Annotated in this window: 16 protein-coding genes and 1 pseudogene; 10 read left to right on the top strand and 7 right to left on the bottom strand. The window is 64.1% G+C overall.

Annotated elements, in window-relative coordinates:
* The first annotated feature begins 9 nt into the window (after positions 1 to 9).
* From ACV4UY_RS02025 to ACV4UY_RS01995, 7 genes and pseudogenes are all read left to right on the top strand, one after another.
* Positions 10 to 960 (top strand): diguanylate cyclase domain-containing protein, encoded by a 951-nt coding sequence (locus ACV4UY_RS02025; RefSeq protein WP_491605994.1) that lies wholly within the window; start codon positions 10 to 12, stop codon positions 958 to 960.
* Between the two features lie 181 nt (positions 961 to 1,141).
* Positions 1,142 to 3,628: a hybrid sensor histidine kinase/response regulator gene (locus ACV4UY_RS02020; protein ID WP_491605993.1), complete on the top strand. Its 2,487-nt coding sequence runs from the start codon at positions 1,142 to 1,144 to the stop codon at positions 3,626 to 3,628.
* 4 nt (positions 3,629 to 3,632) lie between these two features.
* Positions 3,633 to 5,588 (top strand): response regulator, encoded by a 1,956-nt coding sequence (locus tag ACV4UY_RS02015; RefSeq protein WP_491605992.1) that lies wholly within the window; start codon positions 3,633 to 3,635, stop codon positions 5,586 to 5,588.
* Positions 5,585 to 7,260, top strand: a pseudogene (locus ACV4UY_RS02010) (ASKHA domain-containing protein). The gene ACV4UY_RS02015 and the pseudogene ACV4UY_RS02010 overlap by 4 nt, the downstream one beginning before the upstream one ends.
* 42 nt (positions 7,261 to 7,302) lie before the next feature.
* A complete protein-coding gene (locus ACV4UY_RS02005; RefSeq protein ID WP_491605991.1) occupies positions 7,303 to 9,102 on the top strand; it encodes a uroporphyrinogen decarboxylase family protein in 1,800 nt (599 codons plus the stop codon).
* A complete protein-coding gene (locus tag ACV4UY_RS02000; RefSeq protein ID WP_491605990.1) occupies positions 9,099 to 9,716 on the top strand; it encodes a DUF1638 domain-containing protein in 618 nt (205 codons plus the stop codon). The genes ACV4UY_RS02005 and ACV4UY_RS02000 overlap by 4 nt, the downstream gene beginning before the upstream one ends.
* Positions 9,713 to 12,196 carry an ATP-binding protein gene (locus tag ACV4UY_RS01995; protein WP_491605989.1) on the top strand — a complete coding sequence of 828 codons (2,484 nt, stop codon included), beginning with the start codon at positions 9,713 to 9,715 and terminating at the stop codon, positions 12,194 to 12,196. The genes ACV4UY_RS02000 and ACV4UY_RS01995 overlap by 4 nt, the downstream gene beginning before the upstream one ends.
* A gap of 117 nt (positions 12,197 to 12,313) precedes the next feature.
* On the opposite strand, the gene ccoS is transcribed toward ACV4UY_RS01995, so the two are convergent.
* Together ccoS and ACV4UY_RS01985 are read right to left on the bottom strand one after the other, a co-directional pair.
* The gene (gene ccoS / locus ACV4UY_RS01990; protein WP_491605988.1) at positions 12,314 to 12,535 is read right to left on the bottom strand and encodes a cbb3-type cytochrome oxidase assembly protein CcoS; all 222 of its coding nucleotides are present in this window, start codon (positions 12,533 to 12,535) and stop codon (positions 12,314 to 12,316) included.
* Positions 12,536 to 12,697: 162 nt separating this feature from the next.
* Positions 12,698 to 15,112: a heavy metal translocating P-type ATPase gene (locus ACV4UY_RS01985; RefSeq protein ID WP_491605987.1), complete on the bottom strand. Its 2,415-nt coding sequence runs from the start codon at positions 15,110 to 15,112 to the stop codon at positions 12,698 to 12,700.
* Positions 15,113 to 15,630: 518 nt separating this feature from the next.
* Here ACV4UY_RS01985 and ACV4UY_RS01980 point away from each other — a divergent pair.
* Positions 15,631 to 16,845 carry a phosphoglycerate kinase gene (locus ACV4UY_RS01980; RefSeq protein ID WP_491605986.1) on the top strand — a complete coding sequence of 405 codons (1,215 nt, stop codon included), beginning with the start codon at positions 15,631 to 15,633 and terminating at the stop codon, positions 16,843 to 16,845.
* Between the two features lie 56 nt (positions 16,846 to 16,901).
* Here ACV4UY_RS01980 and ACV4UY_RS01975 read toward each other — a convergent pair whose 3' ends face one another.
* The 3 genes from ACV4UY_RS01975 to argS all read right to left on the bottom strand — a co-directional run bounded on the left by ACV4UY_RS01975 (position 16,902) and on the right by argS (position 21,894).
* Positions 16,902 to 19,004 carry a helicase-related protein gene (locus ACV4UY_RS01975; protein WP_491605985.1) on the bottom strand — a complete coding sequence of 701 codons (2,103 nt, stop codon included), beginning with the start codon at positions 19,002 to 19,004 and terminating at the stop codon, positions 16,902 to 16,904.
* A gap of 152 nt (positions 19,005 to 19,156) precedes the next feature.
* Positions 19,157 to 20,164 carry an SPOR domain-containing protein gene (locus ACV4UY_RS01970; RefSeq protein ID WP_491605984.1) on the bottom strand — a complete coding sequence of 336 codons (1,008 nt, stop codon included), beginning with the start codon at positions 20,162 to 20,164 and terminating at the stop codon, positions 19,157 to 19,159.
* A complete protein-coding gene (gene argS / locus ACV4UY_RS01965; protein WP_491605983.1) occupies positions 20,161 to 21,894 on the bottom strand; it encodes an arginine--tRNA ligase in 1,734 nt (577 codons plus the stop codon). Before argS ends, ACV4UY_RS01970 begins: the two co-directional genes overlap by 4 nt.
* A 202-nt stretch (positions 21,895 to 22,096) precedes the next feature.
* Here argS and cobT point away from each other — a divergent pair, with 202 nt between their 5' ends.
* Complete coding sequence (cobT, locus tag ACV4UY_RS01960; RefSeq protein ID WP_491605982.1) at positions 22,097 to 23,131, top strand: nicotinate-nucleotide--dimethylbenzimidazole phosphoribosyltransferase; 1,035 nt, start codon at positions 22,097 to 22,099, stop codon at positions 23,129 to 23,131.
* Complete coding sequence (locus ACV4UY_RS01955) at positions 23,128 to 23,769, top strand: histidine phosphatase family protein (protein ID WP_491605981.1); 642 nt, start codon at positions 23,128 to 23,130, stop codon at positions 23,767 to 23,769. Before cobT ends, ACV4UY_RS01955 begins: the two co-directional genes overlap by 4 nt.
* A 30-nt stretch (positions 23,770 to 23,799) precedes the next feature.
* Here ACV4UY_RS01955 and ACV4UY_RS01950 read toward each other — a convergent pair whose 3' ends face one another.
* Together ACV4UY_RS01950 and ACV4UY_RS01945 are read right to left on the bottom strand one after the other, a co-directional pair.
* Positions 23,800 to 25,827, bottom strand: coding sequence for an O-linked N-acetylglucosamine transferase, SPINDLY family protein (locus ACV4UY_RS01950; RefSeq protein WP_491605980.1), 2,028 nt, complete (start codon positions 25,825 to 25,827; stop codon positions 23,800 to 23,802).
* Positions 25,828 to 26,082: 255 nt separating this feature from the next.
* Positions 26,083 to 26,496: hypothetical protein (locus ACV4UY_RS01945; protein ID WP_491605979.1), on the bottom strand; the 414-nt coding region annotated here is incomplete at its 5' end.

Below are 26,496 nucleotides of genomic sequence, written 5' to 3'. Positions count from 1 at the left end.
ATTCGAACCATGACGGCAATCTCTCATGAGGTGACGATGCAAGCCGCGGAGCGTGACAAGCAGAGTCTGATTCTCGTCGCCGAGGATGATGCGGCGATGCGCGAAGCGTTGCAACAGTTCCTCATCCGGCAGGGCTACGCGGTGATGCTGGCCGGTGACGGCCAGGAGGCCCTCGAGGTGTGCGCCTCGGCCATGCCGGATCTGATCCTGCTGGATGTGCGCATGCCCAACGTCGATGGGTTGACCGCCTGCCGGACCTTGCGCAAGGATACCATCGGACCCCGCATCCCGATCATCATGCTCACCGCGCTCTTCGACGCCGGTTCGGTGGATCGGGCCTTCGAGGCCGGGGCCGACGATTACGTCACCAAACCGGTCCATTGGGCGATCCTGCGTCAGCGGATCCGCGTGCTGCTGGAACGGCGCGGGACCGAGGCGCGCATCCACCATCAGGCCACCTTCGACGCGCTCACCGATCTGCCCAACCGCACCCTGTTCCTCGACCGACTCGACCACGCCATTCAACTGGCAACCCGCAACCAGTCGCGTCTGGCCCTGCTGTTCATCGATCTGGACGGCTTCAAGCAGATCAACGACACCCTCGGTCACGCCGCCGGCGACGCCCTGTTGCGCCAGCTCGGCCAGCGGCTCAAGGATCTCATCCGCCACTCCGACACCCTGGCCCGTCTCGGCGGAGACGAATTCACCGCCATCATCGCCCCGATCGGCAACCCCCACGATCCCCAGGTGGTCGCGGACAAAATCCTCGTCACCGTCGCCGAACCGTTCGATCTGGATGGGCAACCGGCCACCATCTCGGCGAGCATCGGCATCACCCTCTTTCCGGATGACGCGAACACCACCGCCGATCTGCTGCAAAACGCGGATCAGGCCATGTACCAGGCCAAGAAGTGCGGCAAGAATCGTTATCACTTCTATCGTCCCGAATCAACGCCATGAACCCTTCCCGACACCCGGAATCGCGGGAAGGGTGAAGAACAAAGATTGCATTTGTACACCAGAATAAACGATAATAAATTTCAGAATAAATCCGGATCCCCTCAAAACAAGCATCCACGGGGATCCCGCCACGCCAACACCATGGATGCACGAACCCTGGACGCATTTCGGGGGAGATGCGATGAAAACGTTTTTTCGGGGAGTCTGGGAAGAGCACATCACGCCGATACGTTTCGTGCTCGGTCTGGTGTTGCTCACCTTGGGAGAAATCGTGGTCTTCTCCCCGCCGGGCACGGATCCGTCCGGCAGCTGGTTCCTCGGGGTTCCCCCGTTTCACATGGCCGGGATCCTGTTCTGGAATCTTCTCATCGTTCTGATCTTCTTTCATCTGCCGCTGCGCCATGAGCTGAGTTACCGGTCGTGGATCCATGCCACGCATTTCTCCCTGAGCAACCGCATGCGGCATGTCACCACCCTGAACTCCCTGGGCGCGATCACCCTGCAATTCTTGACCGAACGGCTCGATGCCCTGAACGGCGTCATCTACCTGCTCGACGAAGAACAACGCCTGCAATGGCTCGCCAGCCTCGGCACCCCGCCGCACAAGGAGATCGCCAAAACCCTCGAACCCGGCGAGGGGATCCTCGGGCAGGTGGCCATCACCCGCAAACCGGCGCATGTGACGGGCCAGTCCTGCGCACCGTTGCAGGTGCGCGCGGTGCTCGTCGAGAGCTGTCCCAACGAGGTGATCGTCCTGCCCTTGCTCCACGACGATCAGCTCCAGGGGGTGCTGGCCCTGGGCACGAAATCCCCGTTCCAGCCGCGTCAGCTCGATTTCCTCAACCGCGCCGGCGAAACCATCGCCCGCGCCATCACCGGAGTGCGCGACTCCTCGGCCCGCCAGAAACTATTGGAGGAGAGCCGCCGCAAAACCGAGGAGCTGGCCATCAACCAGCAGGTGCTGCGCGATACCATCCAGCTGCTGGAACAGAGCAGCGGCTTCAAGTCGCGCTTTCTGGCCAACATGTCCCACGAGTTACGCTCGCCGCTCAACAGCCTGCTGATCCTGGCGCAACTGCTCAAGGAGAACCGATCCGGCAACCTCACCCCCAAGCAGGTGGAGTTCGCCTCGACCATCCACGCCGCCGGATCGGATCTGCTGACCCTCATCGACGAAATCCTCGATCTGGCGCGCATCGAGGCCGGTCGAATCCGCATCTTCAAGGATCCGGTCAAACTCTCGGAGCTGGCCACCAGTCTGGAACGGCTCTTCACCCAGACCGCCCGTCAAAAGGGGCTGGAGTTCCATGTACTCATGAAGGGACAGCTCCCCCTGGCGATCCGCGCCGACCGGATCCGGGTGGAACAGATCCTGAAAAACCTCATCACCAACGCCATCAAGTTCACCCACGCCGGATCGGTGACCGTGACCTTCCGCATGGTGAACGAGGCCAACAAGGATTGCGTCTGCATGTCCGTGGCCGACACCGGGGTGGGGATTCCCCGCGATCAACACGCGCTGGTCTTCGAGCCGTTCCGGCAACTCGACGACGGGGCCAATCGCAAATACGGCGGCACCGGCCTGGGTCTGGCGATCTGCAAGGAGCTGGCCCAGCTCCTGAACGGTCGCATCGAGTTGATCAGCGAAGAGGGCAAGGGGAGTCTGTTTTCGCTCATTCTGCCGTTCGAGGCCGTGGAAAGCATCCCGCTCGTCCTTCCCGACGCCCAGATCGACGTGCGCAACCGTCAGGTGGATGCCATTCCGGACGACCGGCGCCATCTGACCCCCGAGGATCGGGCCATTCTGCTCGTAGGCATGGATTACCACCGCATCCGTGCCCTGGGAGACACGGCACGCGCGCTGGGATTGGGGGTGATCGTGGCCGGAGATCAGAGCGCCGCGCTCTTTCTGGCCAACTTCCTGCGTCCCACCGGTCTGGTGATGGTGGGGGATCTGCCGGGCGTGGCCACGGTGCCGTTGATCCGCCGCCTGCGCACCACCGCCGATCACGATGCCATGCCGGCCCTCTATCTCCATCCGGCCAATGCCCCACCCCTCGAGGATCTCTCCACCGAGCGCATCATCGTCACCCCCCTGCTGCGCGAGAACGAACGCATCGACGCGGAAAGCCTGCAATTCTTGAAATCGATCTACGCCTCCCCCCTGGCGCCCAGCGAACCGTCGCCGCCGCCCACCCTGCAAGAACCCGACACCGCGACGGACGACACCGGAGTCGCCTCCCTCCCGCCTCCGTCCCATCCCGCCACCCGCGCCGCGATGCGCGATCTGGCCGGACGCCGCATCCTGCTGGTGGACGACGACATCCGCAACGTCTTCGCCCTCACCAGCCTGCTCGAGGATCAGGGCGCCCAGGTGATCATGGCCGAAAACGGTCGCGTCGCCCTGGAACTGCTGCGCCAGCACCCGCGCATCGACATGCTGCTCCTGGACATCATGATGCCGGACATGAACGGCTATGACCTGCTCGGCGAGATCCGCCGTCAGCCGGAGTGGCGCGAACTGCCCATGCTGGTGCTCACCGCCAAGGCCATGCAGGGCGAACGACAACGGTGTCTGGAGGCCGGCGCCTCGGATTATCTCTCCAAACCCGTGGATACCCAGAAACTTCTGTCGATGATGCAACCCTGGCTCGCCACGAACCGGTGACACCATGAAACCCCATATCCTCATCGTCGATGATCTCGACAACAACCTCACCGCCACCGCCGGTCTGCTCGCCGACCTGGACGCGGAGATGGTCCTGGCGCGCAACGGTCGCGAGGCGCTGTTGCAGATGACCAAGCAGGAGTTCGCCGTGGTGCTGCTCGATGCCCACATGCCGGACATGGACGGCTTCGAGGTGGTCAAGCTGATGTCGAGCGTCAACCGCACCAAAACCATCCCGATCATCTTCATGTCCGCGGTCTTCAAGGACGACCAACACGCCCTGACCGGCTATGATCTGGGCGCCGTGGACTATCTGGTCAAACCCTTTCCACCGGAGTTCCTGCGCGCCAAGGTCAAGGTCTTTCTGGAGCTGTACCGGCAGAAGGAGCAGATCCGCTCCCAGGAACGGGCCATCCGGCTGTTTCACAACCTGCTCGACGAATCCAGCGACGAGATCCTGATCTTCGACACCCGCACCGGACTTCTGATCGAGGCGAATGCCACCGCCTTCCAACGTCTCGGTCTGCCCAGGGAAGAACTGATCGGAGAGTTCCACCTGGAGGATTGTCATCTGCTCATCGGCGAGGATCGGGATCTGGAATTTTTTCTCGACCGGTTGCGCGCCGTCGGTCATCTGGTCGTCGAAGGCTCCTACCTCGATCCCCAACGGCGGCTGCACCATACCGAAACCAATGTGCAACTGCTGAATCAGGGGGATCAACCTCTGATTCTGGCCATGCTGCGCGACGTGACGGAGCGCAAGCAGACCGAACTGGCCTTGAGTCGCGCCCAGGCCGAAGCCAACCAGGCCAACCAGGCCAAGAGCGATTTTCTGGCCGCCATGAGCCACGAGATCCGCACGCCGATGAACATCATCATCGGCATGGGGGACGTGCTCATGGAGACCTCCCTGACCACCCAGCAACGCTACTATCTCTCGATGCTGCGCAACGCGGGATCGAACCTGCTGATGCTCATCAACGACATCCTCGATTTGAGCAAGGTGGAGGCGAACATGTTGCGCATCCACGAGGAGCCGGTCCAGTTGCGGGAACTGGCCCGCGAGGTGGTGGAAATGTCGCGGGTGCTGGCCAACACCAAGGGACTCGCCCTGGAGGTGCGCATCGATCCTGCCTTGCCGGAGTGGATCGTCGCCGATGCGCTGCGGTTGCGGCAGTGTTTCTACAACCTGTTGAGCAACGGGGTGAAATTCACCGACACGGGTTGGGTGGTGCTGGATATCGGGCAGAATCCGGAGAACGCCGGTGAGTTGCTGGTCGTGGTTTCGGACAGCGGCATCGGCATCCAGTCGGATCAGCTGGAGCTGATCTTCGAGAGTTTCACCCAATCCGACTCCGGCATTTCGCGTCGTTACGGCGGCACCGGACTCGGCCTATCCCTGACCCGACGGCTCCTGGAACGCATGGGGGGACGGATCTGGGTGAAGAGTCAGGTCGGCAAGGGGAGTCAATTCCATTTCGTGATTCCCCTCGTGGTCGCCACGCCGCCGCTCCAGTTGGACGATTGCGGGGCTCTCCCCTGTCCGCCCGCGGAGACGATGCGACCGTTGAAGATCCTGCTGGTCGAGGATGTGGAGGAGAACTGCGAGTTGATCCGCATCTATCTGGAGGAGACCCCGCACCAATTGTACGTGGTGGGCAACGGCGCCGAGGCGGTGGATCAGGTGAAGCGCGAGCCGTTCGACATCGTGCTCATGGACATCGAGATGCCGGTGATGAACGGTCTGACCGCCACGTCCCGCATCCGCGCCTGGGAGGCCAAACACAAAAACCAACCTCCGTTGATCATCCTGGCGCTCTCCGCCCACTCCATGGAGGGCGAGGCCAGACAGTGCCGCGACGCCGGATGTGACGACCATCTGGGCAAGCCGATCAGCAAGAAGACCCTTCTGGCCGCGTTGAAACGGCATGCCCAGGGAGGCGCCGCGCCACGCCCATGACCGACACGCCGGAACGGGTCACGCTCCGGGTCGGCGCAACGACCTGGCAACTCACCCCCACGCCGGGACAATCGGTACGGGCGTGGCTGGACACCACCCGGCTGCGGGTGCGCGCCGCATGTGGCGGGACTGGCGGTTGCGGGGTCTGCGTGATCCGTCTGGTTTCCGGCTCCGCCAACCCCCTGACCCGCGCGGAGCGGGAGAAGCTCACCCCCGAGCAACAGCGACGCGGATACCGCCTGGCCTGTCAGGTGCGACCGGTCGGATCGTGCCTGCTGGAACTTGACGATCCCGCCCCTCTCTCCCCCTGGCGGAGCCTCCCCGCCGACGAACTGCATCCGCTCGATCCCCATCCCTCCGAAGGAACACCCACCCACCCGTTGGGCGTGGCGCCAGACCCTGGAGGAGGCGAGCGCGACGGTCGGGCAGACCCCCACCCGTTGGGCGTGGCCGTGGATCTGGGCACCACCCACCTGCGCGTCTCGCTGTGGAATCGCCGCCGCCGTCTGGCCAGCCGCCGGGGGCTCAATCCCCAGTCGATCCACGGAGCGGACATCCTCAACCGGCTGCACGAGGCCAGTCGCGATCCGGTCCGTGCCGGGGAGTTGGCCGATCTGGCCCGCCAGGCGATCCTGGGAGCGATCACCGACATGATCGCCCGGGATCTGGGCGAGGGAACCTCCATGCTCGACAGGATCGGTCGCATGCGGATCGTGGGCAACACCGCCATGTTGATCCTCCTGGCAGGCGCGGGAGCCGCCACCCTTTTGGATCCGGATGGCTGGGACACCCCGCTCCCCTGTCAACCCGATGATCCGGAGCGCTGGCAGACCCTCTGGGGATTGCCCAACGCCCGGATCCGCCTGATCGCGCCGGTGGCGGGCTTCATCGGCTCGGATTTACTGGCCTGTCTGCTGGCCACCCGCCTGATCGAGCAGCCCCCCGGCTCCCTGCTGTTGGATCTGGGCACCAACATCGAGATGGCCTTGTGGGATGGTCGATCCCTGCACGTCGCCTCGACCCCCGGCGGACCCGCCTTCGAGATGAACGGCATCCGCCACGGTCTGACGGGCGACGCGGCGGGAGCCGTGACCCATGTTGACGAGGTGGACGGATGCCCGGTTTTCTCGACCATCGGCATGGCCCACCCCAGGGGTATTGCGGGACCGGTCTGCTGGATGCCGTGGCCCTGCTCTGCCGGCGGCAATGGGTCAAACCCTCGGGACGCTTCGCCATGCCGGTGACCGAAACCGGCCTCCCCCTGGACCCGGACCAACCGGCCACCGCCATCACCAGCCGGGATATCGATCAGTTCCAGCGCGGCAAGGCCGCCTGCGCGGCGGCCATCGAAACCCTGCTCGGACGGGCGGGATTCGATTGGCATCACACCACCGGCCTGTGGCTGTGCGGAGCCTTCGGCGCGGGGTTGAACATCGCCAACGCCCAACGGCTCGGCCTGCTCCCCCCACTGGAGGGTGCGCGCATCCACAAGATGGCCGGCGCGGCCCTGGCCGGATGTGAAACCGCACTTTTTGCCCCCGAGGAGTCCGACCCCTTTTCCGCAACCCGCGCCGCCATTCTCCCGGTCTCCCTGGCCACGGACGAATGCTTCGCGGATACATTTTTCCGGCATTTAAGGTTGACAACCTCTTCCGGCGGATCTATAAGATAGAATAATGCTTATATTCTTATATTTTCAACAAAAAAACCCATCATGATCAGCGCCTTGACCCCTTTCGTCGCCGCCTACCAGGATGCGGTCTTCGACACCGATCGCGATGCCGCCTTCGCGGTGGTGCATGACGCCCTCAACCACGGCATTTCCCCCGAAGAAATCGTGTTCCGGGTGGTGGTCCCGGCCAGCGAAGAGATGATGTCGCGCATCTCCAGGGATCCGGACGCCAACCTGGCCCAGCACTTCATGACCGCCCAGATCTCGGCGGAAATCACCGAAGAGATGCTCAAACGGTTCAGCCGCTCTCCCAAGGCGATCGGACGGGTGGTGATCGGCACGGCGCGTGGAGATCTGCACTCCCTGGGGAAACGGATCGTCTCCGGATGTCTGAAGGCGTTGATGGTCGAAGTGATCGATCTGGGGGTGAATGTCCCGGCGGAACGGTTCGTCGAGGAGGCGGTGCGGCTCGATGCCCAGATCATCGCCATCTCCGCGATGATGGTCCACACCGCCACCGGACCGGAGGGGGCGCGCAAGGTGCGCGAACTGCTTCGGGAACGGGGACTGGACAAACGAATCAAACTCGTGGTGGGTGGCGCCCCCTACCGCTTCGACGACCACCTGTTCGCCCATGTGGGCGCGGACGGTTGGGCCGCGGACGGAGTTTCCGCCGGCAAGGTCATCATCGATCTGCTGCCCAGGCCCGAATCCACGCCGCTCCCGCCCCTCGAAACCGCTCCTCCCGGCATCGCTCCACCATCCGAACCCAAAACTCCCCTCAACGCCCCGGCATCGCGCGCCACGCCGGAGATCTCCCCCCTGGAGATCCTGGCGGCGGCCATCGCGGGACGTCCCGCCCCACGCATCCCGATCTTCTGCAACCTCCTGGATCAAGGCGCCAGGACGCTGGGACTCTCCATGCGGGAGTACTATGCCAGCGGCGAGAACGTGGCCCTGGGACAGCTGGCCATGCGCGAACGCCATGGCCACGACAACCTCTGGAGCCTCTTCTACGTGGGCAAGGAAGCGGAACTGCTCGGCTGCGAAGAGATCCTCTTTGCCGAGGATGGTCCGCCGAACGTGGGTGATTTCGTCATCAAGCGCCCGGACGACATCCACAAGCTGACCGTGCCCGACGACATCACCGCCCATCCGGCCTGGCGGGAGACCGCCACCTGCCTCAAGATCCTCACCCGCGAATCCGCGGGACGTTTCCCGATCTGCGCCTATCTGACCGCCTCCACCACCCTGCCCGCCCTGCTCATGGGGATGGACAAATGGATGGAGCTGCTGCTCTCCGGTCCGGTCGAACTCCGTGACGAACTGCTGGCCAAATGTTCCGAGCTGTTTCGGAAACAGGTGGCCGCCTATCGGGCCGCCGGGGCCCAGGTGTTGATCTACTCCACCCCGTTCGGTTCCCCCTCCTTCGTGGGCATGAAACGGTTCGAGCAGCTTTCGCTCCCCTGGATGCAACGGGACCTGGAACCGGGCGGGGTGGGAGGCATCGTCTACTATTGCGGCATGGCCTCCTTCATCCGGGCGATCCGTCCGGTGATGGAAACCTTGAAAATCAACATCCATTACATCAGCCCGCTCGACAGCCTGGAGGAGGCCAAAGCCATCGTCGGCACCCAGGGGCTCACCTGCGGCGTGATCGACGACATCAAGATGATCTCCTGGAGCCCGGAGGAGACACGGGAGGAGGTGCGTCGTCTGTGCGCCATCGGCATGCCGGGGGGACATTTTCTGCTCGGAACCGGCGTGATGCCCCTGGCGGTGCCCGAGGCCAACATCCGCACCTTCATCGAGGCGGGCCGGGAGTGGGGCCGGTACACATGAACACCCCCCCTCGATCCGACCCACCGCCCCTGCGATTGGTCGGCTGCGGCATCCTGCACAAGGAGGTCGATCACCTGATCCGCAAGAACGGCTGGAACCTGGAGTCCCGATTTCTCGACTCCAGCCTCCACAACCATCTGGCCCGGCTCTCCAACCGGTTGAACCTGGCCCTGGATCGGGAAGATGAAAAAGGACGCGATACGATCGTCTTTTACGGCTGCTGTCACCCCGAAATGGAAAAAATCCTGACGTCCCACCACACCCTGCGCACCCAGGGACAGAACTGCATCGTCATGCTGCTCGGCCACGAATGGTTCATGGATGAACTGGAACTGGGGAGCTATTTCCTGCTCGAGGATTGGGCCATGAGTTGGCGTCCGATGTTCGCGGAGGTGTTTGGTGCGAACCGTTCCGTGGTGCGCGAGATCTTTCATGCCAGTCACCAGGGGATCGTCGCGATCCGCACCCCCTGTTCCGATGATTTCACCCCCGAAGCCCTCGAAATGGCCGACTATCTCGATCTCCCCCTGCGCTGGCTGGATGTCACCCTCGATCATCTGGAAGGGGTTCTGGCCGAAGCCCTGACGCGCAAGAGCACCCCCGGAGCCGGATGATGGCGGAAACCGATCCGAAAGCTCACCATCTGCGCGAGCGCCTGCAAAAACTGGCCGAGGAGAAATCCAACCTTCAATTGATCCTGAGCCTGATCGAACGCCTGACCACCGGTTCCAATCCCCGTGACATGGTGCAACAGATGCTCACCTCGGTGATCGAAATCATCGGTGGCACCGATATGACCATCCACTATTGGATCGGCAACGAACTGCATTTGGCCTCCTTTCTGGGCGAGGAGCGGGTGGTCGGGTCGATCGACGACCCCTTGTCCGCCCAGGTCGCCATGCGTCGGGAGTTCATCGAGCACGCCTGTGGCCAGGTCGATCCCATGCTGCACGACGGCATCACCCCCGGGCCCTGGCATTGGGCCTTTCCCCTGCTGGTGGGCACGGAGCTGATCGGGGTGGTCAAGATCGAGAACATCCAACTCAACAGTTCCACCCTGCGCCGTCATCTGCCGATCTTCTTCACCCATCTGGCCCTGACACTCGGCAACTGCATCCGCGAACACATCCGCCGCAACGCCGAGGCGGCGTTGCGCAGGAAAACCGAGGAGTTGGACCGCTATTTCGTCAACTCGCTGGATCTGCTGTGCATCGCGGATCTGCAAGGCACCTTCCGCAAGCTCAATCCGGCTTGGCGCGAAACCCTCGGTTACCCCCTCATCGAGCTGGAAGGACGCCGGGTGCTCGATTTTGTCCATCCGGACGACATGGCCGCCACTCTGGAGGCGATCGGCACCCTGACGCTGCGTCTGCCGGTGATCAATTTCGTCAACCGCTTCCTGCACAAGAATGGCGGTTCCCGCTGGATCGAATGGCATGCCCGTGCCGTGGATGATCTGATCTACGCCGTGGCCAGGGACATTACCGCGCGCAAGGAGCTGGAGCACTCCTTGCTGGCCCAGCAGCGGCAATACGAAGAACTGACCAGCCGCATTCCGGTGGGCGTGTACAAATTCCGCATCCACGCGGATGGCTCGATGGGCTTCGATTATGTCAGCGACCGTTTCTGTCAACTGATCGCCCAGAGCCGCGAGGCGATCCTGAGCAACGCCAACGCCGCCTTCGACCCGGTTCATCCCGAAGACATCACCAACTTCATCGCCGCCAATCGCGAGGCCGGTCGCGCCTTGAAACCGTTCCGCTGGGAGGGACGCTTTCTCATCCACGGCCAGATCCGCTGGGTGCTGATCGAATCCACGGGACAGCGCGAAAGCAACGGAGACAGCATCTGGGATGGCGTGATCGCCGATGTCACCGAACGTCATCTGTTCGAGGCCGAGTTGCGGCAGGCCAAGGAGGCCGCCGAGGCGGGCAATCGCGCCAAGGGTGAATTCCTGGCCGCGATGAGTCACGAAATCCGCACACCGATGAACGTGGTGCTGGGCATGGCCGAACTGCTGCTCGATACCGAACTCACCGACAAACAGCACCATTATGCCCAGACCATGCACCATTCGGGTCGGGCTCTGCTGGGGGTGATCAACGACATTCTCGACTTCTCACGCATCGAAGCCGGGCGGTTGCAGTTGGTGGACGAGATCTTCTCGCCGGCCCGGTTGGTGGAGGAGACGGTGCAGTTGATGCGTCTGGCCGCCGAGGAGAAAGGGTTGACCATGCATGCCAGCATCTCGCCGGCCATCCCGGAGGCGATGCTCGGGGATGACAATCGCTTGCGTCAGGTCTTGATCAATCTGTTGGGCAATGCCATCAAGTTCACCGCACGCGGGCGGGTCGAGGTGAATCTGACCGTCCATCCGGAAGAGCGGGACATGCTGCTCTTTTCGGTCAGCGATACCGGTATCGGCGTGCCGACCGAACAGCTCGAACACATCTTCGAGCAGTTCACCCAGGCCGATTTCGGCATCACCCGTCGTTATGGGGGGACCGGGCTCGGGTTGGCGATCTCCCGTCACCTGGTTGGCATGATGGGGGGCTGGATTCGCGTGCAGAGTCAAGCCGGCGTGGGCAGCACCTTTCATTTCACCATGCCGATGCGGCTCGCCCAGCCTTCCCTTCACCCCACCGTTCCCCCCGCGGAGCCCTGTCCGACCATCACCCCCGTGGTGGGTCTCGACATCTTGTTGGCCGAGGATGTGGAGGAGAACCGGATGTTGTTCGAGGCCTATCTGCTCGGCACCCCGCACCGGCTGGTGCAGACGGTGGATGGCATCGAAGCGGTAGACCGTTTTGTCGGCGGTCGATTCGACGTGGTGGTGATGGATGTGCAGATGCCGCGCATGGACGGTTACACCGCGACGCGTCGGATCCGGCAGTGGGAGAAGGAGAACGACCGTATGCCCGTGCCGATCATCACGTTATCCGCCCATGCCCTGGAGGGAGAGCTGGAGCGGTGTCGCGCGGCTGGGGCGAACGTGTATCTGACCAAGCCGATCAGCAAGAAGAAACTGTTGTCGGAGCTTCAGAAACTTTGCGAGCGCAAACAGATGCAGGATGCGAATACCGGGGAGGGATGAACAAGGGGGCAAATCCACCCTGAATCGTTGCCAATCCTGGTGAAATCGTGTTGGGGACAGACATAAACGCCCCCGATCTTTCACCGTTGGGGGTGTGGCGACTCCACGACATGGCCGTTATCGTGAAGAAGAAGGCCCCTCACCCCCATCCTCCACCGGATCACGCTCTCCCTTCTTCACCCTCTCCGGGATCAAGGTCTGATCATCCTCAAAAAGAATCCGGTGCGCCGGCCCCTCCAGATCGTCAAACTGCCCCTTGCGCACCGACCAGATCAACATGCCCAGCCCGACCAGACTCAACAACACCGCGATCGGCAACAGAATAAAGATCGTATTCATCGCACCCTCTCAGAGGCTGTTTGCACATGCCAAACAGCCGACGTGGGCCATTTCATGGCCCGCCAAATCGCGCAGCAATTTGAAAAGCATGAATCGGTTGTTTCGATTCGTGCAGGTTTGGTGATTCGATTCAGGAAATCACCAAACCGCCTCTCATCGAATTCACTTTTTCTTTTCCAAATCCCGCAACCGCAAGGCATTGCCCACCACCACCAGACTGGAAAGCGGCATGGCGATCGCCGCCACGATCGGCGAAACCCAGCCCGCCATGGCCAACGGAATGGCCAACAGATTGTAGAACAATGAAAAACGATAATTCTGACGGATGATCTGCAAGGTGCGACGCGCCAGGGTAAACACCATGGGCACGGTGGACAACTCACGATTGAGCAGAATCACGTCCGCGGAAGCCACGGCCAGATCGGTGGCATTGGCCACCACCATGGCCACGTCGGCACGCGCCAGGGCCGGGGCATCGTTCACCCCGTCTCCCACCATGGCGACCACCGCGCCGGATTGTTGCATCTCGGCGATGCGTTGCTCCTTCTCCTCGGGCAGCAACGCACTTTCGGCCTGCTCCACGCCGGTTTCCGCACCCACCTGCTCCACCACCGCGCGCCGGTCCCCGGAAAGCATGGTCACCGGCAAACCCGCCTCGCGCAATGCCGTCACCGCCTCGCGGGCGTGCGGCTTGAGGGCGTCGGCCAGGCCAATCCATCCCCACAACCGCCCATCCACGCCACAGGCACTCCAGGTGCAGGCCTCCTTGAGATCATCCGGAACCTGGCCAGGATCTTCCCCACCCTCGACCACGAACTCCAGACGCCCGACCCTCGCGAGATGGCCATCCACCACCCCCTCCATGCCCAAACCGGGCACGTTGCGGGCATCGACGACCTGGTGGGGCATGGGCCAGCCCTGTGTCTGGAACGCCCGATGAATGGCCCTTCCCACCGGATGCTCCGAGTGTTGTTCGACCGCTGCCGCCAGGGTCAGAACCTCCCGTTCGTCCCGGTCGCCGCGCGGAACGATCCGCTCCACCCGGGGCAGGCCAAGGGTCAAGACGCCGGTCTTGTCCATCACCACCCGCGTAACCCGTTCGAGTCGTTCGACCGTTTCGCCGTTCTTCAACAGAATTCCCAGACGCGCGCCGGCGCCCATGGCCACCAGCATGGACGCCGGGGCTCCGAGTCCCAGCGCGCACGGACAGGTGATGATCAACACCGCAACGCTGTTCTCCAGAGCCCGCGACGGATCGCGCCACAACCAGTAACCCAGGGTCACGCCGGCCAGAACCAGCACGATGGCGATGAACCGGGCCGCCACCCGATCCGCCACTCCCTGGATCGCCGGTCGTTCGGCCTGGGCGGTCTCGACCAGACGCAGGATGCGCGCCAGGGCGGTCTCCTCGCCGATGCGCTCCACCACCAGGATCACGGAGCCCTCCAGGTTCTGCGTGCCGGCCACCAGCATCGCACCCGGTCCCCGCGTCACGGGCAGGGATTCGCCGGTCAGCATCGATTCGTCCACGCTGGTGACCCCGGACTCGATGCTGCCGTCCACCGGCACCCGTTCACCGGGCTTGATCACCACCCGATCGCCGACCCGGACATCCCGCACCGGCACCGTGACCGACTCCCCGTCGCGCAGCACCACCGCCTGACGCGGTTCGAGATTGATCAATCGTTCCATGGAGCCGGCGGCCTTGCCGCGCGCGATCGACTCCAGGAAACGCCCGGTGAGCAGCACGAACATGAACATGGTCACCGAGTCGAAATAGACCTCACCCACGCCGCGCAGCGTAACCGCGACGCTGTACAGATAGGTCACCCACGCCCCGAGGGCGATGGGCAGATCCATGGTCAGGCGTCCCAGTTTCAGGCCGTTCCAGGCCCCGCGGGTGAACACGCCGCCGCTGTAGAGAATCACCGGCGTGGCCAGGATCAGGGAGACCCAGTGGAAGAAGTTTTTGGCCTCGCGATCCATGCCCTGGAAATAGCCGGCATAGAGGGCCACGGCGATGAACATCACGTTGGCGGCCCCGAAGGCGGCCACGCCCAACCGCGACAGCAACGCCCGGTCACGACGCGCCCGTCCCTCCTCGCCGAGGGTCGGATCGTACGGTTCGGCGCGGTAGCCGATGCCGCGCACGGTTCCGATGATCTCCGACAGTCGGGTTTGGTCCGGATTCCAGCGCACTCGGGCGCGATGCGTGGCAAAATTGATCCAGACATCGGAAACGCCGGGCAGACGCCGCAACATCTGTTCGTTCAACCAGACGCAGGCCGCGCAGTGAATGCCATCGATCAACAGACACACCTCCCGGCCTCCGTCCACCTCGGCGACCAGACCGTTCTGATAGGTCGAATCGTCGAACGGGGCCAGGGCCGCGCGGTCGTTCTCCTCGGGACGGGTTCCGGCCACCCCCTCGCGGCGGTGGTAATATTCGTCCAGACCCAGACCGCGAATCAGACGCCAGGCACCCAGGCATCCGGTGCAACAAAATGCCCGCTCTTCGTCCTGAATGGAAACGTTGGACGGGATTTCCAGTCCACAGTGAAAGCAACCCTTCGACATCGATTGACCGGTCCTTGCCAATTGTCTCGAAATCCTGACCCCACGCCCAGGGAGCCTGTCCGCGCGGGCGTCCATCCGTCCCGGCTCGCTCGCCGCCCGACCGGGCCGCGAACAGAGCCTCCCGCAGGTGCGGTGAAGTCGCCGAAACATCCGAGACGTGTTGCCGTCCGATCGGAGGCCTCCCGCATGCGCGGCGGAGTCGCCGTCTCCACGCAACCCGGAACGGAGATCGCGGCGAATTCGTCCGGCTGGCGCCGGAAGCGGTTGCGACTTCCGTTCCTTTATACCCTGGGAAGGGGGGAACATACATGGTTCTTGAAGTCGTGAGCGGTTGGTTTGTTTCCAGGGACGATCGCATGCTTTGACTTTGCACGCGCGCGCGGTCATGCTATTTAAAAAGGGTGGCGTTCGAAAAAAAACGTCACCCAAACGATCACGCCTTCGTCCCCTCTCCCAGGTATCGCCTGGAACCCCGTCACGGAGGTTCACGGTCCAGGGCAAGGGGTTCTCCCTCCATCATGCCAATTGGTCAAATTCGTCAGGAGTCGAGCATGTTGAAACAGACCATCTCCGATCTGGATGTCGCTGGCAAGCGGGTGTTCATCCGCGTGGATTTCAATGTCCCGATGGCCGCCGATGGTTCCATCGGTTCGGATGCGCGCATCCGCAAATCCCTTCCCACCATCCTGAATGCGATGGAGCGCGGCGGACGGGTGATTCTGGCCTCCCATCTGGGCCGCCCAAAAAATGGGGTCGGTCCCTCCCTCAAACCGGTCGCGACGCGGCTTTCCGAACTGCTCGGCAAACCGGTCCCCTTGGCCCCGGACTGCATCGGACCCGAGGTCGAGGCGATGGTGAATGCCTTGACGCCGGGCGATGTGGTGTTGTTGGAAAATGTGCGTCTGCGTCCGGGCGAGGAGAAGAACGATCCGGAACTCGCCGCCGGTTTCGCCCGTCTGGCCGATGTGGTGGTCAACGACGCCTTCGGCACCGCCCATCGTGCCCACGCCTCGAATGTTGGCGTGGCCAGGCTGGTCCCACCAGCGGTCTCGGGTCTGCTGATGGCCGATGAACTGGCCTTTTTCCACCGCGCCATGATCGCGCCCGAGCGTCCGGTGCTCTCTTTGCTGGGGGGCTCCAAGGTCTCCACCAAAATCCAGTTGATCGAATCGTTGCTGGGCAAGATGGATGCGATTCTCATCGGTGGGGCCATGGCCTTCACCTTCATCCTGGCCCGTGGCGGACAGGTGGGGGCGTCACTCGTGGAGCCGGAGATGTTGGAGATCGCCCGGCAGGCCGAAACCAAGGCACGCGAGGCGGGGGTGGCCCTGGTGTTGCCGGTGGACGCGGTGGTCTCCGAATCGACCGATGGTTCGGGCGCAACCCGCGTGGTGCCGGCGGATCGGATTCCCGACGGCTGGAAAGGGTTGGACATCGGACCGGAGACGGTCCAGTTGTTTGCCGACCATCTCGCCAAGGCTGCCTGTGTGGTCTGGAACGGTCCGGTGGGGATGTTCGAGGTGCCGGCCTTCTCGAACGGAACCATGGCGTTGGCCCATGCGATCGCGCAAGGATCGGCGCTGTCGGTGACCGGAGGCGGGGATACCGAGTCGGCCATTGCCCAGGCCGGGGTGGCGGACAAGATCTCCCACATCTCGACGGGTGGCGGAGCCTTTCTGGAGTTGCTGGAAGGCAAGGATCTGCCCGGCGTTTCCGTGCTGGCGGATGCCTGAACGAAAAAGCCGGTCCGCGGGTCATGTTTGCCGGGGACCGCGAGGTCCCCGGCTGTTCAACCCTGTCCCCGCCCCGCACGCGGACCCGCATGCCGGAACGGTGGGCCGCGTCGCACCCGCGCCACCCCTCCCCCTGGCCGACGGGCATTCCAGCAACTGTCGCACACCGGATATTTGTAGCCCGGCGGCAAGGGATCGGCACAGATCGAACAGTGACGATCCAGCTTGCGCTCGCGTTTCAACAACGTCCCGATCTCGCGATTGATCTCCCGCCGCCGCGCCTCGGCCAACTCCAGATCCGGAAAGTGGTTCGGAAACCGGAAATGGAGCCAGCAGTAAAGGCTGACGATGCGCATCGACCCTTCCAGAAAGGCCAACCGCCCCCCACGCCCACCGTAATCCTCGGGAAGCACCTTGGCGAGCGACAGACTCTTGTCCCGCGCCACGGCGGCGGTCATGCTCTCGAAGGCGGATACGGCCATGGCCTCCCTCAGCGGCACCGGAGCCGCCGAAAGCGTGAAGCGGGTCTCCAGATCCAGATTCTTGTGACGATCCACGATGCGCGCCAGCACGGTTTGATCTTCCAGATCGGCCAGTTCGTAAACCGCCGGATCGGGTTTCACGGTCTGGGTGAAGATCGAAAACAGCCGTGCCAGGGAGGGGTTGCGCTCGCCACGCAGCGAGGCGATGGCCAACAGATGCTCCAGATTGGGGGCCAGATGGGCGCGTCGCACCGGGTGTGGATCGGTGCGAAAGCCGGCGGCGATGCGACTCGTCGAAATCAGGTAGGTGCCGATGAACCCCACCTCGTTCTTGCCGTAGCGACCGGCGCGACCAGCGATCTGGCGCACCTCCATGGGGGTCAGGGGCACCTCCACCCGGTCGATGAACTTGGCGTCCTGGGCAAAAAGGATGGTACGGATCGGCAGGTTCAACCCCATGCCGATGGCATCGGTGGCCACCAGCAGCGACGCCTCGCCGCTGGCGAACCGGTGGGCCTGGATCCGGCGCACCTCGGGCGGCAGCGCCCCATACAGCACGGCGGTCGGCTGACCGGTGCGCTGTTCGATTTCGGCCTTCAAACCCAACACCGCCGAACGGGAAAAGACGATGATGGCCGTGCCCGGTTCCAGCTCCTTGAGGTTCTTGATCGGCTTTTGCAGAAGTTGCAGCGGCGCCAGCCGTTCCAGGTAGGCCACCTCGGAGGGATCGCCGGTCAGAGCCAGGAGTTTTTCCACGGCGGGACGGGCCTCCGGCGCGCCGATGATCAACAACTCCTCGGCGCGCGCGCCCAGGATCGCCTGGGTCCAGGCCCAGCCGCGATCGACATCGCCCAGCATCTGCGCCTCGTCGATCACGCACACCTCGTAGCGTTTGGCCAGTGGCAGCATCTCGATGGTGCAGGCGGTATGCCGCGCCCCCTCCACCAGCACCCGCTCCTCGCCGGTGATCATGTTGCAGGGGACGCCCCATTCGTTGAGGGTTTCCGCCACCTCAAGCGCCAGAAGACGCAACGGCGCCAGATAGATGCCGTTTTCCGCCTCGATCAGACGTTGCAGGGCCTGGAAGGTCTTGCCGGAGTTGGTCGGACCCAGATACATGGTGACCCGACGCAACCGTTCGCGGGCGGGAAACAGGGCGTGGAACTCATGGATGCGGGTGACCGCCGCGGTCTCCCGTTGCAGGCGCAGCTGGTCGAGAGCCTTGTTGAGTTTGCCGAAATAGTTCCAATAGGGCAGCAAAAAGAGCGACTGGGGATCGTGGGTCTCTTCGTGGACCAGTTGCCGGTCGATGGCGCGGGTTTCGGCGGTGAGTTCCTCGCCGGCCTCGGCGATCAGCGCCTCGAAGCGATGCCAGCGGTAGGCGTTGATCGCCGAGCGCCATGGGGAGACATCCGGGATCGGAAGGTCGCGACCTTCGGCCCTGGCGATGCGTCGCACCTCGCGGCGGGCGTCGAGCAGTTCCGCGCGGGCGTCGAGCAGTTCGCGCAGCCGTTCCTCGGCGGGCAGGGGTTGGGTTTGGCCGAGAGTGGCGCGCCATGCGGAAAGGCGTTCGAGCAGGGCGCGCCAGGAGGCGATCCAAGCGGAGAGCGACGTATAGGGGGTTTCGAGGGGGTGGGAGTCATCCGACCCGATGGGAAGTTCTGGATCCACGGTCACCTGTGAGCGGCTCGGAGCGTACCTGAATGGTCATCCCGGATCCGTCCGCTGCGGACGAGGAACCGGTGACGATCTGTTGATCCATCTGGAGAATCGAGGGAAGGCCCCATGACCGGCAAGGTCGCCCGACGCCATGGCCTCTTCCCCGGCCTCTACCCCTCGTGATCCTGAAAGATCAACGCCGACTGCCCGCCAAGCTTCCACTGATTCATCATGCGATTCGCCTCGGCCTGGGTTGGAAACGGTCCCAAACGCACCCGGTATAACGTCCCCTCCTTGCTCTTGACCACCTTGGCCGGCACCCCGCGCCGTTGCAGATCCGCGACCATGGCCGAGGCACGCTGCGAATCGTTGAACACCGCCAACTGCACGACATACGCACCGTGACGCCCGTTGTTCTTTTCCGTCTGGGAGGCCGGTTTGGCCTCGGCGGTGGTCGCGACGGGCTTGCCGGCCTGGTCCAGCGACTCTTCCATCGGCACCACCACCTTGCGCTTCGGCAACTCCCGATAAAAGGTCATGTCCAGATCCGGCGGCTTGGACTTGGGCGGCAGATCCGCAGGGGCCGATGGCATGCCGCCCTCCTCCTTGGGAGGGGATTCCTTCTTGACCTCGTGAACGACAACCGGCTCCCTGGTCGCGTCACCCGATTTGCCATCCCCGGACTTCCCGTCGCCGGTTTTGGCCGCATCCTTGGATTTGGACTTGGATTCCTCGGCGTTTTTCCTGGCAGGGGCGGCGGCCAGATTTTTCAACGCGGCCACGCGCGCGGGATCCTTGATGATCGGATCGACGACCGGAAGCGTCTCCGGGGCATCCAGACGACCGGTCGGATCGGTCAAGGAGGGGGAATCGATCACCGCCACGCGGCGATTTTCCGGATTGTCGGGCAAGGCATCCTTGTGTCCCGTCTCGCTGGCCGGCGCGGCGACGATTGGAGCGGTTTGGGTGGTTTTCAGGTGAGCGGCGATCTCCTCTTCCAGGGCGCGTGTCTCGGCCACGGAGGCCATCTCAGGCTGACGCTTGGGCGTGGAAGGACCGGAGAAGATCCAATAAAGCCCCACGCCCGCCAACAACCCCAGCGCCAGCAGGGGGCGACCCAGTTTGCGTTCGTTCCGATGCCGTCGGAACTGCCGGGTGGTTGGATAACGTGGGTTCACATCGATTCCGGAGCGTTGACACCCAATACGTTCAACCCGTTGGCGATCACCTGTCCGGTCGCCCGGAGCAACGCCAAACGAGCGCCTCGCAATGCCGGATCCTCGTCGAGGATGCGGTATTGATTGTAATAACCATGAAAGATCGCCGCCAGTTCCGACAGATAATAGGTGACCCGATGCGGCTCGTGACTCAACGCCGCCCCCTCGATCACCTCCGGGAACTGCCCGAGCATGCGGATGAGATTCAGCTCCTCCGGGGCGGTCAGACGATCCAGATCGCCCGGCTCATCCGACAACGCACGCTCCTTGAGCTTGACCTGCACGGCATGCACCCTGGCATGGGCGTATTGCACGTAGTAGACCGGGTTGTCGTTGCTTTTGGACTTGGCCAGATCGAGGTCGAAATCGACCCCCGCGCCCGAAGAGCGGCCCAGGAACCAGAAACGCACCGCGTCCGAACCGGTTTCGTCGATCACCTCGCGCAAGGTGACGAAGGTGCCGGCCCGCTTGGACATGCGCACCTGTCTGCCCCCCTGGGTCAGATTGACCATCTGGGTGAGCACCACGTCCAGAAGATCCTTCTGGCCGGTCATGGCCTCGATGGCGGCCTGGACCCGCTTGACATAGCCGCCATGATCCGCGCCCCACACGTCGATCAGACGGGTATGACCGCGTTGGGCCTTGTGGTAATGGTAGGCGATGTCGGCGGCGAAATAGGTGGGCGAGCCGTCGGACTTGAGCAGCGGGCGGTCGGAATCGTCCCCCGCCCGCGTGGCGCGAAACAACAGATGGACCCGCCCGTCCATCTCCTCCGGGGCGACCTCGCGCCCCTTGGGGGGTTCGAGCACCCCTTCGTAAAGCCAGTCGTTGGCGGCCAGATGGTCCAGGGCGCGTTGGATGCCGCCGCCGGCATGCAACGTGCGTTCGGAGAACCAAGTGTCGAAATGGATGTCCATGGACTCCAGGTCGGTCTTGATCTCACGCATCACCCACGCGATGGCGAAATCGATGACCTCGACGGGCGGCCTGACCACATCCACCGGCACCTCGACCCAGCGATCCCCGTCCCGCGCGACCAGATCGCGGGCGATGTCGATGACATACTCGCCCGGATAGTGATCCGCCGGCGGGGTCACCGCCCGGCCCAGACACTCCTGGTAGCGGTAGAGCACCGAACGACCGAGCACGTCGATCTGGGCGCCGGCGTCGTTGATGTAGTATTCGCGCTCCACCTGACAACCGATCGCCTCCAGCAGGCGGGCGATGGCATCGCCGGTGACCGCGCCGCGACCATGACCGACATGCATTGGCCCGGTCGGGTTGGCGGAAACGAACTCCACCAGCACCCGCTCCCCCACGCCGCGCCGGGAACGACCGTACGCGCGACCGCGCGCGAGGATTTCCGGGATCAGCTCGCGCAGCCGTTCCGGAGCGATGTGGAAGTTGATGAATCCAGGTCCCGCGATCTCGCAACGCACGCCGTGGAGCCCCTCCACGGGCATGGCCGCGAGCAGACGCTGGGCCAGATCACGGGGTTTCAGGCCCGCCGGACGGGCCAGGATCAACGCGGCATTGGTGGAGAAATCCCCATGCAGTCGCTCCCGCGGACGCTCCACCTTGAAACCGGCGTTACGCTGCAAAAAGGTCTCGTTGAGTTCTTCGGAAAGCACCCCCTCGCCGCGCAACCGCTCCAGGGCTTGGGTCACCAGTCCGATCACGATCTCCCGCATGACGACTCCTTCGAAAGCGGATGTTACGATAATACGAACGGTTCAGTTTACCCGCCACGCCCGCCGACCGCAACCGGGCCGATGGTCTGATCAAGAAATTTTTCCCCGCGCCCCTTTGGTCTTTCGAAAAAAACGCTTCTGCGCTATGATCTCCGGGAGAGTCTTGTCGTGCCGATCCAAGTTACAACCCTGGAGATCCCCGTTGACTTCAGCCTGGCATCAACACCCCATCCAACCCGTCTCCAACGCCAGAACCCAGGCCGCGCGGGACCAGTTCGCCCGTCTGGCCGGCCCTCCCGGCTCATTCGGCGTCCTGGAAGAGCTGGCCACACGCATGGCCGGCATGCAAAACCGTCTCGATCCCAGGGCGGATCCCTGCCAGATCACCCTCTTTGCCGCCGATCATGGCATCTGCGCCGCCGGCGTGGCCGGCATGCCCCCGGAGGTCTCACCAGGCCTGGTCCGAAACGCCATCCAGGGCGGCAGTCCGAGCGCGGTGCTGGCCCGCGCCCTGGACACGCGACTCGAGGTGGTCGATGTGGGCCTGATGCACGATCCGGGCGACATCCCCGGCCTGGTCCGCCGACGCATCGGCCCCGGCAGCACCGATTTTCGCGCCACGCCGGCCATGAGCGATCAACAACTCCACGCCGCCCTGACCGCCGGTCGCGAGGCGGTGGAGCGGGCCGCGGACCAAGGGTGCGTTCTGTTCGGCGGCGGCGAGATCGGCGCCGGCAAAAGCACCGCGGCGGGAGCCATCGCCTGCGCCCTGCTCGGCCTGCCTCCCGAAAGCATCGCCGGTCCCGGCTCCGGCCACGGCACGCCGGAACTGCTGGTCCGCAAGGCCGCGGTGATCCAACAAGCCGTCGATCACCATCAACGGTTCTTCTCCACCCCCCTCGACGTGCTGCGCCGTCTCGGCGGTTTCGATACCGCCGCCCTGTGTGGCGCCTACATCGCCTGCGGCCAACTCGGCATCACCGCCGTCGTCGATGGCTTCTGCTCGTCGGTCGCGGCACTGGTGGCGGTCACCCTCCATCCACCGCTCAAATCCTGGATGATCTTCGGCCATCGCGCCGCCGAACCGGGTCAGTTCGCCATCTTCCACACCCTGGACAAACGCCCGATCCTCAACCTCGACATGCGCCACGGCGAGGGAACCGGCGCCCTGGCCGCCATCCCCCTGATCCGCGCCGCCTGCGCCCTGCTGCACGAATCGACGCCTCCCACGCCATGATCCCTCCCGATTTCAAGAACCGCTCCGGTGAAAGCAGCCTGGTCATCGATTTGTTGCGGCATGGCGCGCCGGTGGGCGGCGTCAAATATCGCGGCAAGCTCGACGATCCCCTCGCCCCGGAAGGGTGGGAGGCGATGTGGGCCACCACCCGCGATCACGGCCCCTGGGATCACCTCTTCTCCTCGCCGCTGATCCGCTGCGCCGCCTTTGCCCATGCCCTGGGCGAACGGGTGAAGCTCACCCCGCGCATCGATCCGCGACTGCGCGAGATGAGCTTCGGCGACTGGGAGGGGCGCACCTCCGCCGAACTCCTGGCCGCCGACGGCGACCGTCTGACCCGCTTCTGGAGAAACCCCCTGGAAAATCCGCCGCCCGGCGGCGACAACCTGCGCGACGTGCATACCCGACTGCAAGGGTTCTGGCACGACACCCTGCACGGCCATCGACCCGGCGAACGGGTGCTGATCATCGCCCATGGCGGGGTGATCCGCGTGCTGCTCTCGCTGGTGCTGCTCACCCCGCTGGAGCATCTCTCCCGCATCACCGTCCCTTACGCGGCCCTGGCACGCATCCGCGTGGACCGCATCGGCGACACCTGGATGCCGCGTCTGGTCTTCTGCGGCTTCACCGGCGCCTGATCGGATCCCCTCCCGAAGGGTGGCGCCACCCTACCCCCTTCCGACCAGTTCCTCCAACACCGCTCCCAAGGCCGCCGGCACCGCCGGATCCTCGTAGAGTCGTACGTTCCGCTCCAGAATCGCGGCGCGCAAGTGCTGACGCCATGCGACATCCTCACCGAGGCGCACCGCCAGGGCCACATAATCCTCCAGATCCCTGGCCACGGTCTCCATGATCCCCAAACGCCGGAAAATGCCGAGGGTGTGTCGCGACCGGAAGAACGAACCGGCCAGGGTGACGATCGGCGTGCCGAAGGCCAACGCCTCCAGGGAGCTGTTGTTGCCCGACCAGTCGATGCCGTCCAGGATCACGTCCGCGGCGCGGGCCAGGCCGAAAAATGCCTCCTGGGGCATGCGCGGCAGGATGGTGCAAAACGCGCCGGCATCCAGGCCATGGCGGGCAAAAGCCTCCCGAAGCCTGGCACGGAACCGTTCGGTGATGGTGGGGGTCCAGCCGACGAAGAAAAACCGGCTGCCCGGCACCTCCCGCGCGATGCGTGGATAGAGATCGTCGTGGCGCGGCAGAAGCTTGAAGAGGCTTTGCAGATTCACGTAGTTCACCCGACCGGGTTCGAACCCCTCCGGCGAACGGGCCAGCCCGACGCGCGGAGTCGGGTAACTGCTGGCCAGATTCGGCAGGCGGATCAACCGTTCGCTGTAGTGCCCCTCCGCATTTTCCGGTTCCATCAGATCGCTGCTCAAGAACACATCGACGGCCTCGAGCCCGGAGGTGATCGGATGTCCGCCGCCGTTGCACTGGAGCGGGGCGAGGCGCAACGCGGAGATCGGATGCAGACGCGGCTCCATGCCCAGATCGGTGTAGATCAGGATATCGAGTCTGGCCCGGGCGATGGTCTCGATGATCCGCTCTGCCGGGAGCGAAGGCGGCAACGGTTGAAAAAGATCCACCCGTTCCTGAAGATACCGGCTGGAAAGATCGACCCGCGCGCCGGTGTGAAACACCAGTCGTTCGAAGCGGTCGGGATCGAGTCCGGTGAGCCAGCGGCCATGGGTCTTGAAGATCGAATGGCCATGAAAGAAACTCGACACGAACCCCACGCGGATCTTTTCGCCACGCTCCCGAACCCGCGTCTCCGGGCGGTCCGCATGACCCGGAAAGGCGGCCCTGGCCACGCGGGTCAGGAGTTTTCCATACAGGATCTGCTCGTCACGGTCGTTGAGACCATGATAATTGAGATAGAAGTTGCTGACCGCCTCGGCAGCCTCCCAGGCCTCCCGGATGCGCGCCGGGGTGTCGAGCCGGATCGACGCCGACAACGCCTCGACCCCCGCCCGCCAGCGGGCCCGCAACGGCGCGATCTCCTCCTCGTCGCGAATCAGCACCGGCAGATCGAGCAGACTCTTCCAACGCGCCCGTTCGTACTCCGGACGCAGCCGCGACGCCGTTCCGAACGCCCCGCGGGCCTCCTCGTCGTTGCCCTCGTTCTGGGCCAGCACCCCCAGATTGTACCAGGCGCGGGCATGCTCGGGACGCAACGCCAGGGTGGCGCGGTAGTGGACGGCGGCCTCGTCGGGCTTTTCGAGTTCCTGGAGGGCGGTCGCCAGGTTGCAATGGGCCTCGGCAAGGGTCGGATCCAGCGCCAAAGCCTGTCGATAGGAGCCGACCGCCTCCTCGACCCGCCCCAGTTGCTGCATCAGCGCACCGCGGTTGACATGGATGCCCGCATCCCGGGGGTCCAGCCGCAACGCCTCGGCAAAGCGCTCGACCGCCGGCTCCAACCGGCCCAGGGAGACCAGCGCCCGCGCCAGTTCATGGTGATAGCGGGCTTCGTCGGGCGCGGTCGCAAGGGCCATCCCCAACCGGCGCACCGCCTTGGCCGGATCCCCCAACGCGTGGATCACGGTGGCCGAAAGATAGAGGATCTCCGGTTCGCGGGGCGCGAAGGCCAACGCCTTCTCGAACGATGCGTCGGCCTCGACCAACTGCCCCGCCGCGCGCTGCTCCACCCCGGCGCGCAACGCCGCGCGCACGGTCTGGATGATCTCTTCCTGGTTCATGACACGTCGATGACCTCCGTGGGTGGCTGGATCCAGAGCCTCGATGCGCCATGGCGTTCGAACTCCTGGCGGCCTGCAAGCATGAATCGCTCCAAACCTCACCGCCGTGATCAGGATCGATGCGACGCATCAGACATCCAGGCGGTCAATGCGGCCACACAAACGATTCCCCGGTTGTCCCGATGGAACAGATGCGTTAGCATTCCTTTCGCACATCATCATCCCCCCGCGACCAGGAGTTCCTTTATGCGCCTCTCATCCGGTCTGATCCAGAAACTCGTGATCCTGCTCCTTCTGGCGCGGATGGCACCCGCTTCGGCGGTCCCGGACGACAAGGATGAGTGCCCGCCCAATATCAACCCCGAGGCGTGCAAGCAGGAACAGCAGCGCCGTCAGCACCCGCGGCAGGAGCAGCCGCAACGCCCCCAGCAGGAGCAGCGCCAGCAACAGGAGCAACAACAGCGCCAGCAGCAGCAGGAGCAACAGCGCCGCCAACAGGAGCAACAGCAGCGCCAGCAACAGGAGCAACAACAGCGCCAGCAGCAGGAGCAACAGCGCCAGCAGCAGGAGCAGCAGCGCCGCCAGCAGCAGGAGCAGCAGCGCCAGCAGCAGATGGAGCAGCAGCGCCAGCAGCAGATGGAGCAGCAGCGCCAGCAGCAGATGGAGCAG

The organism is Candidatus Magnetaquiglobus sp. (assembly GCF_058402785.1).
Note: the sequence above shows the minus strand (reverse complement) of the source record. Positions and strands in the feature narration are given on the sequence as shown.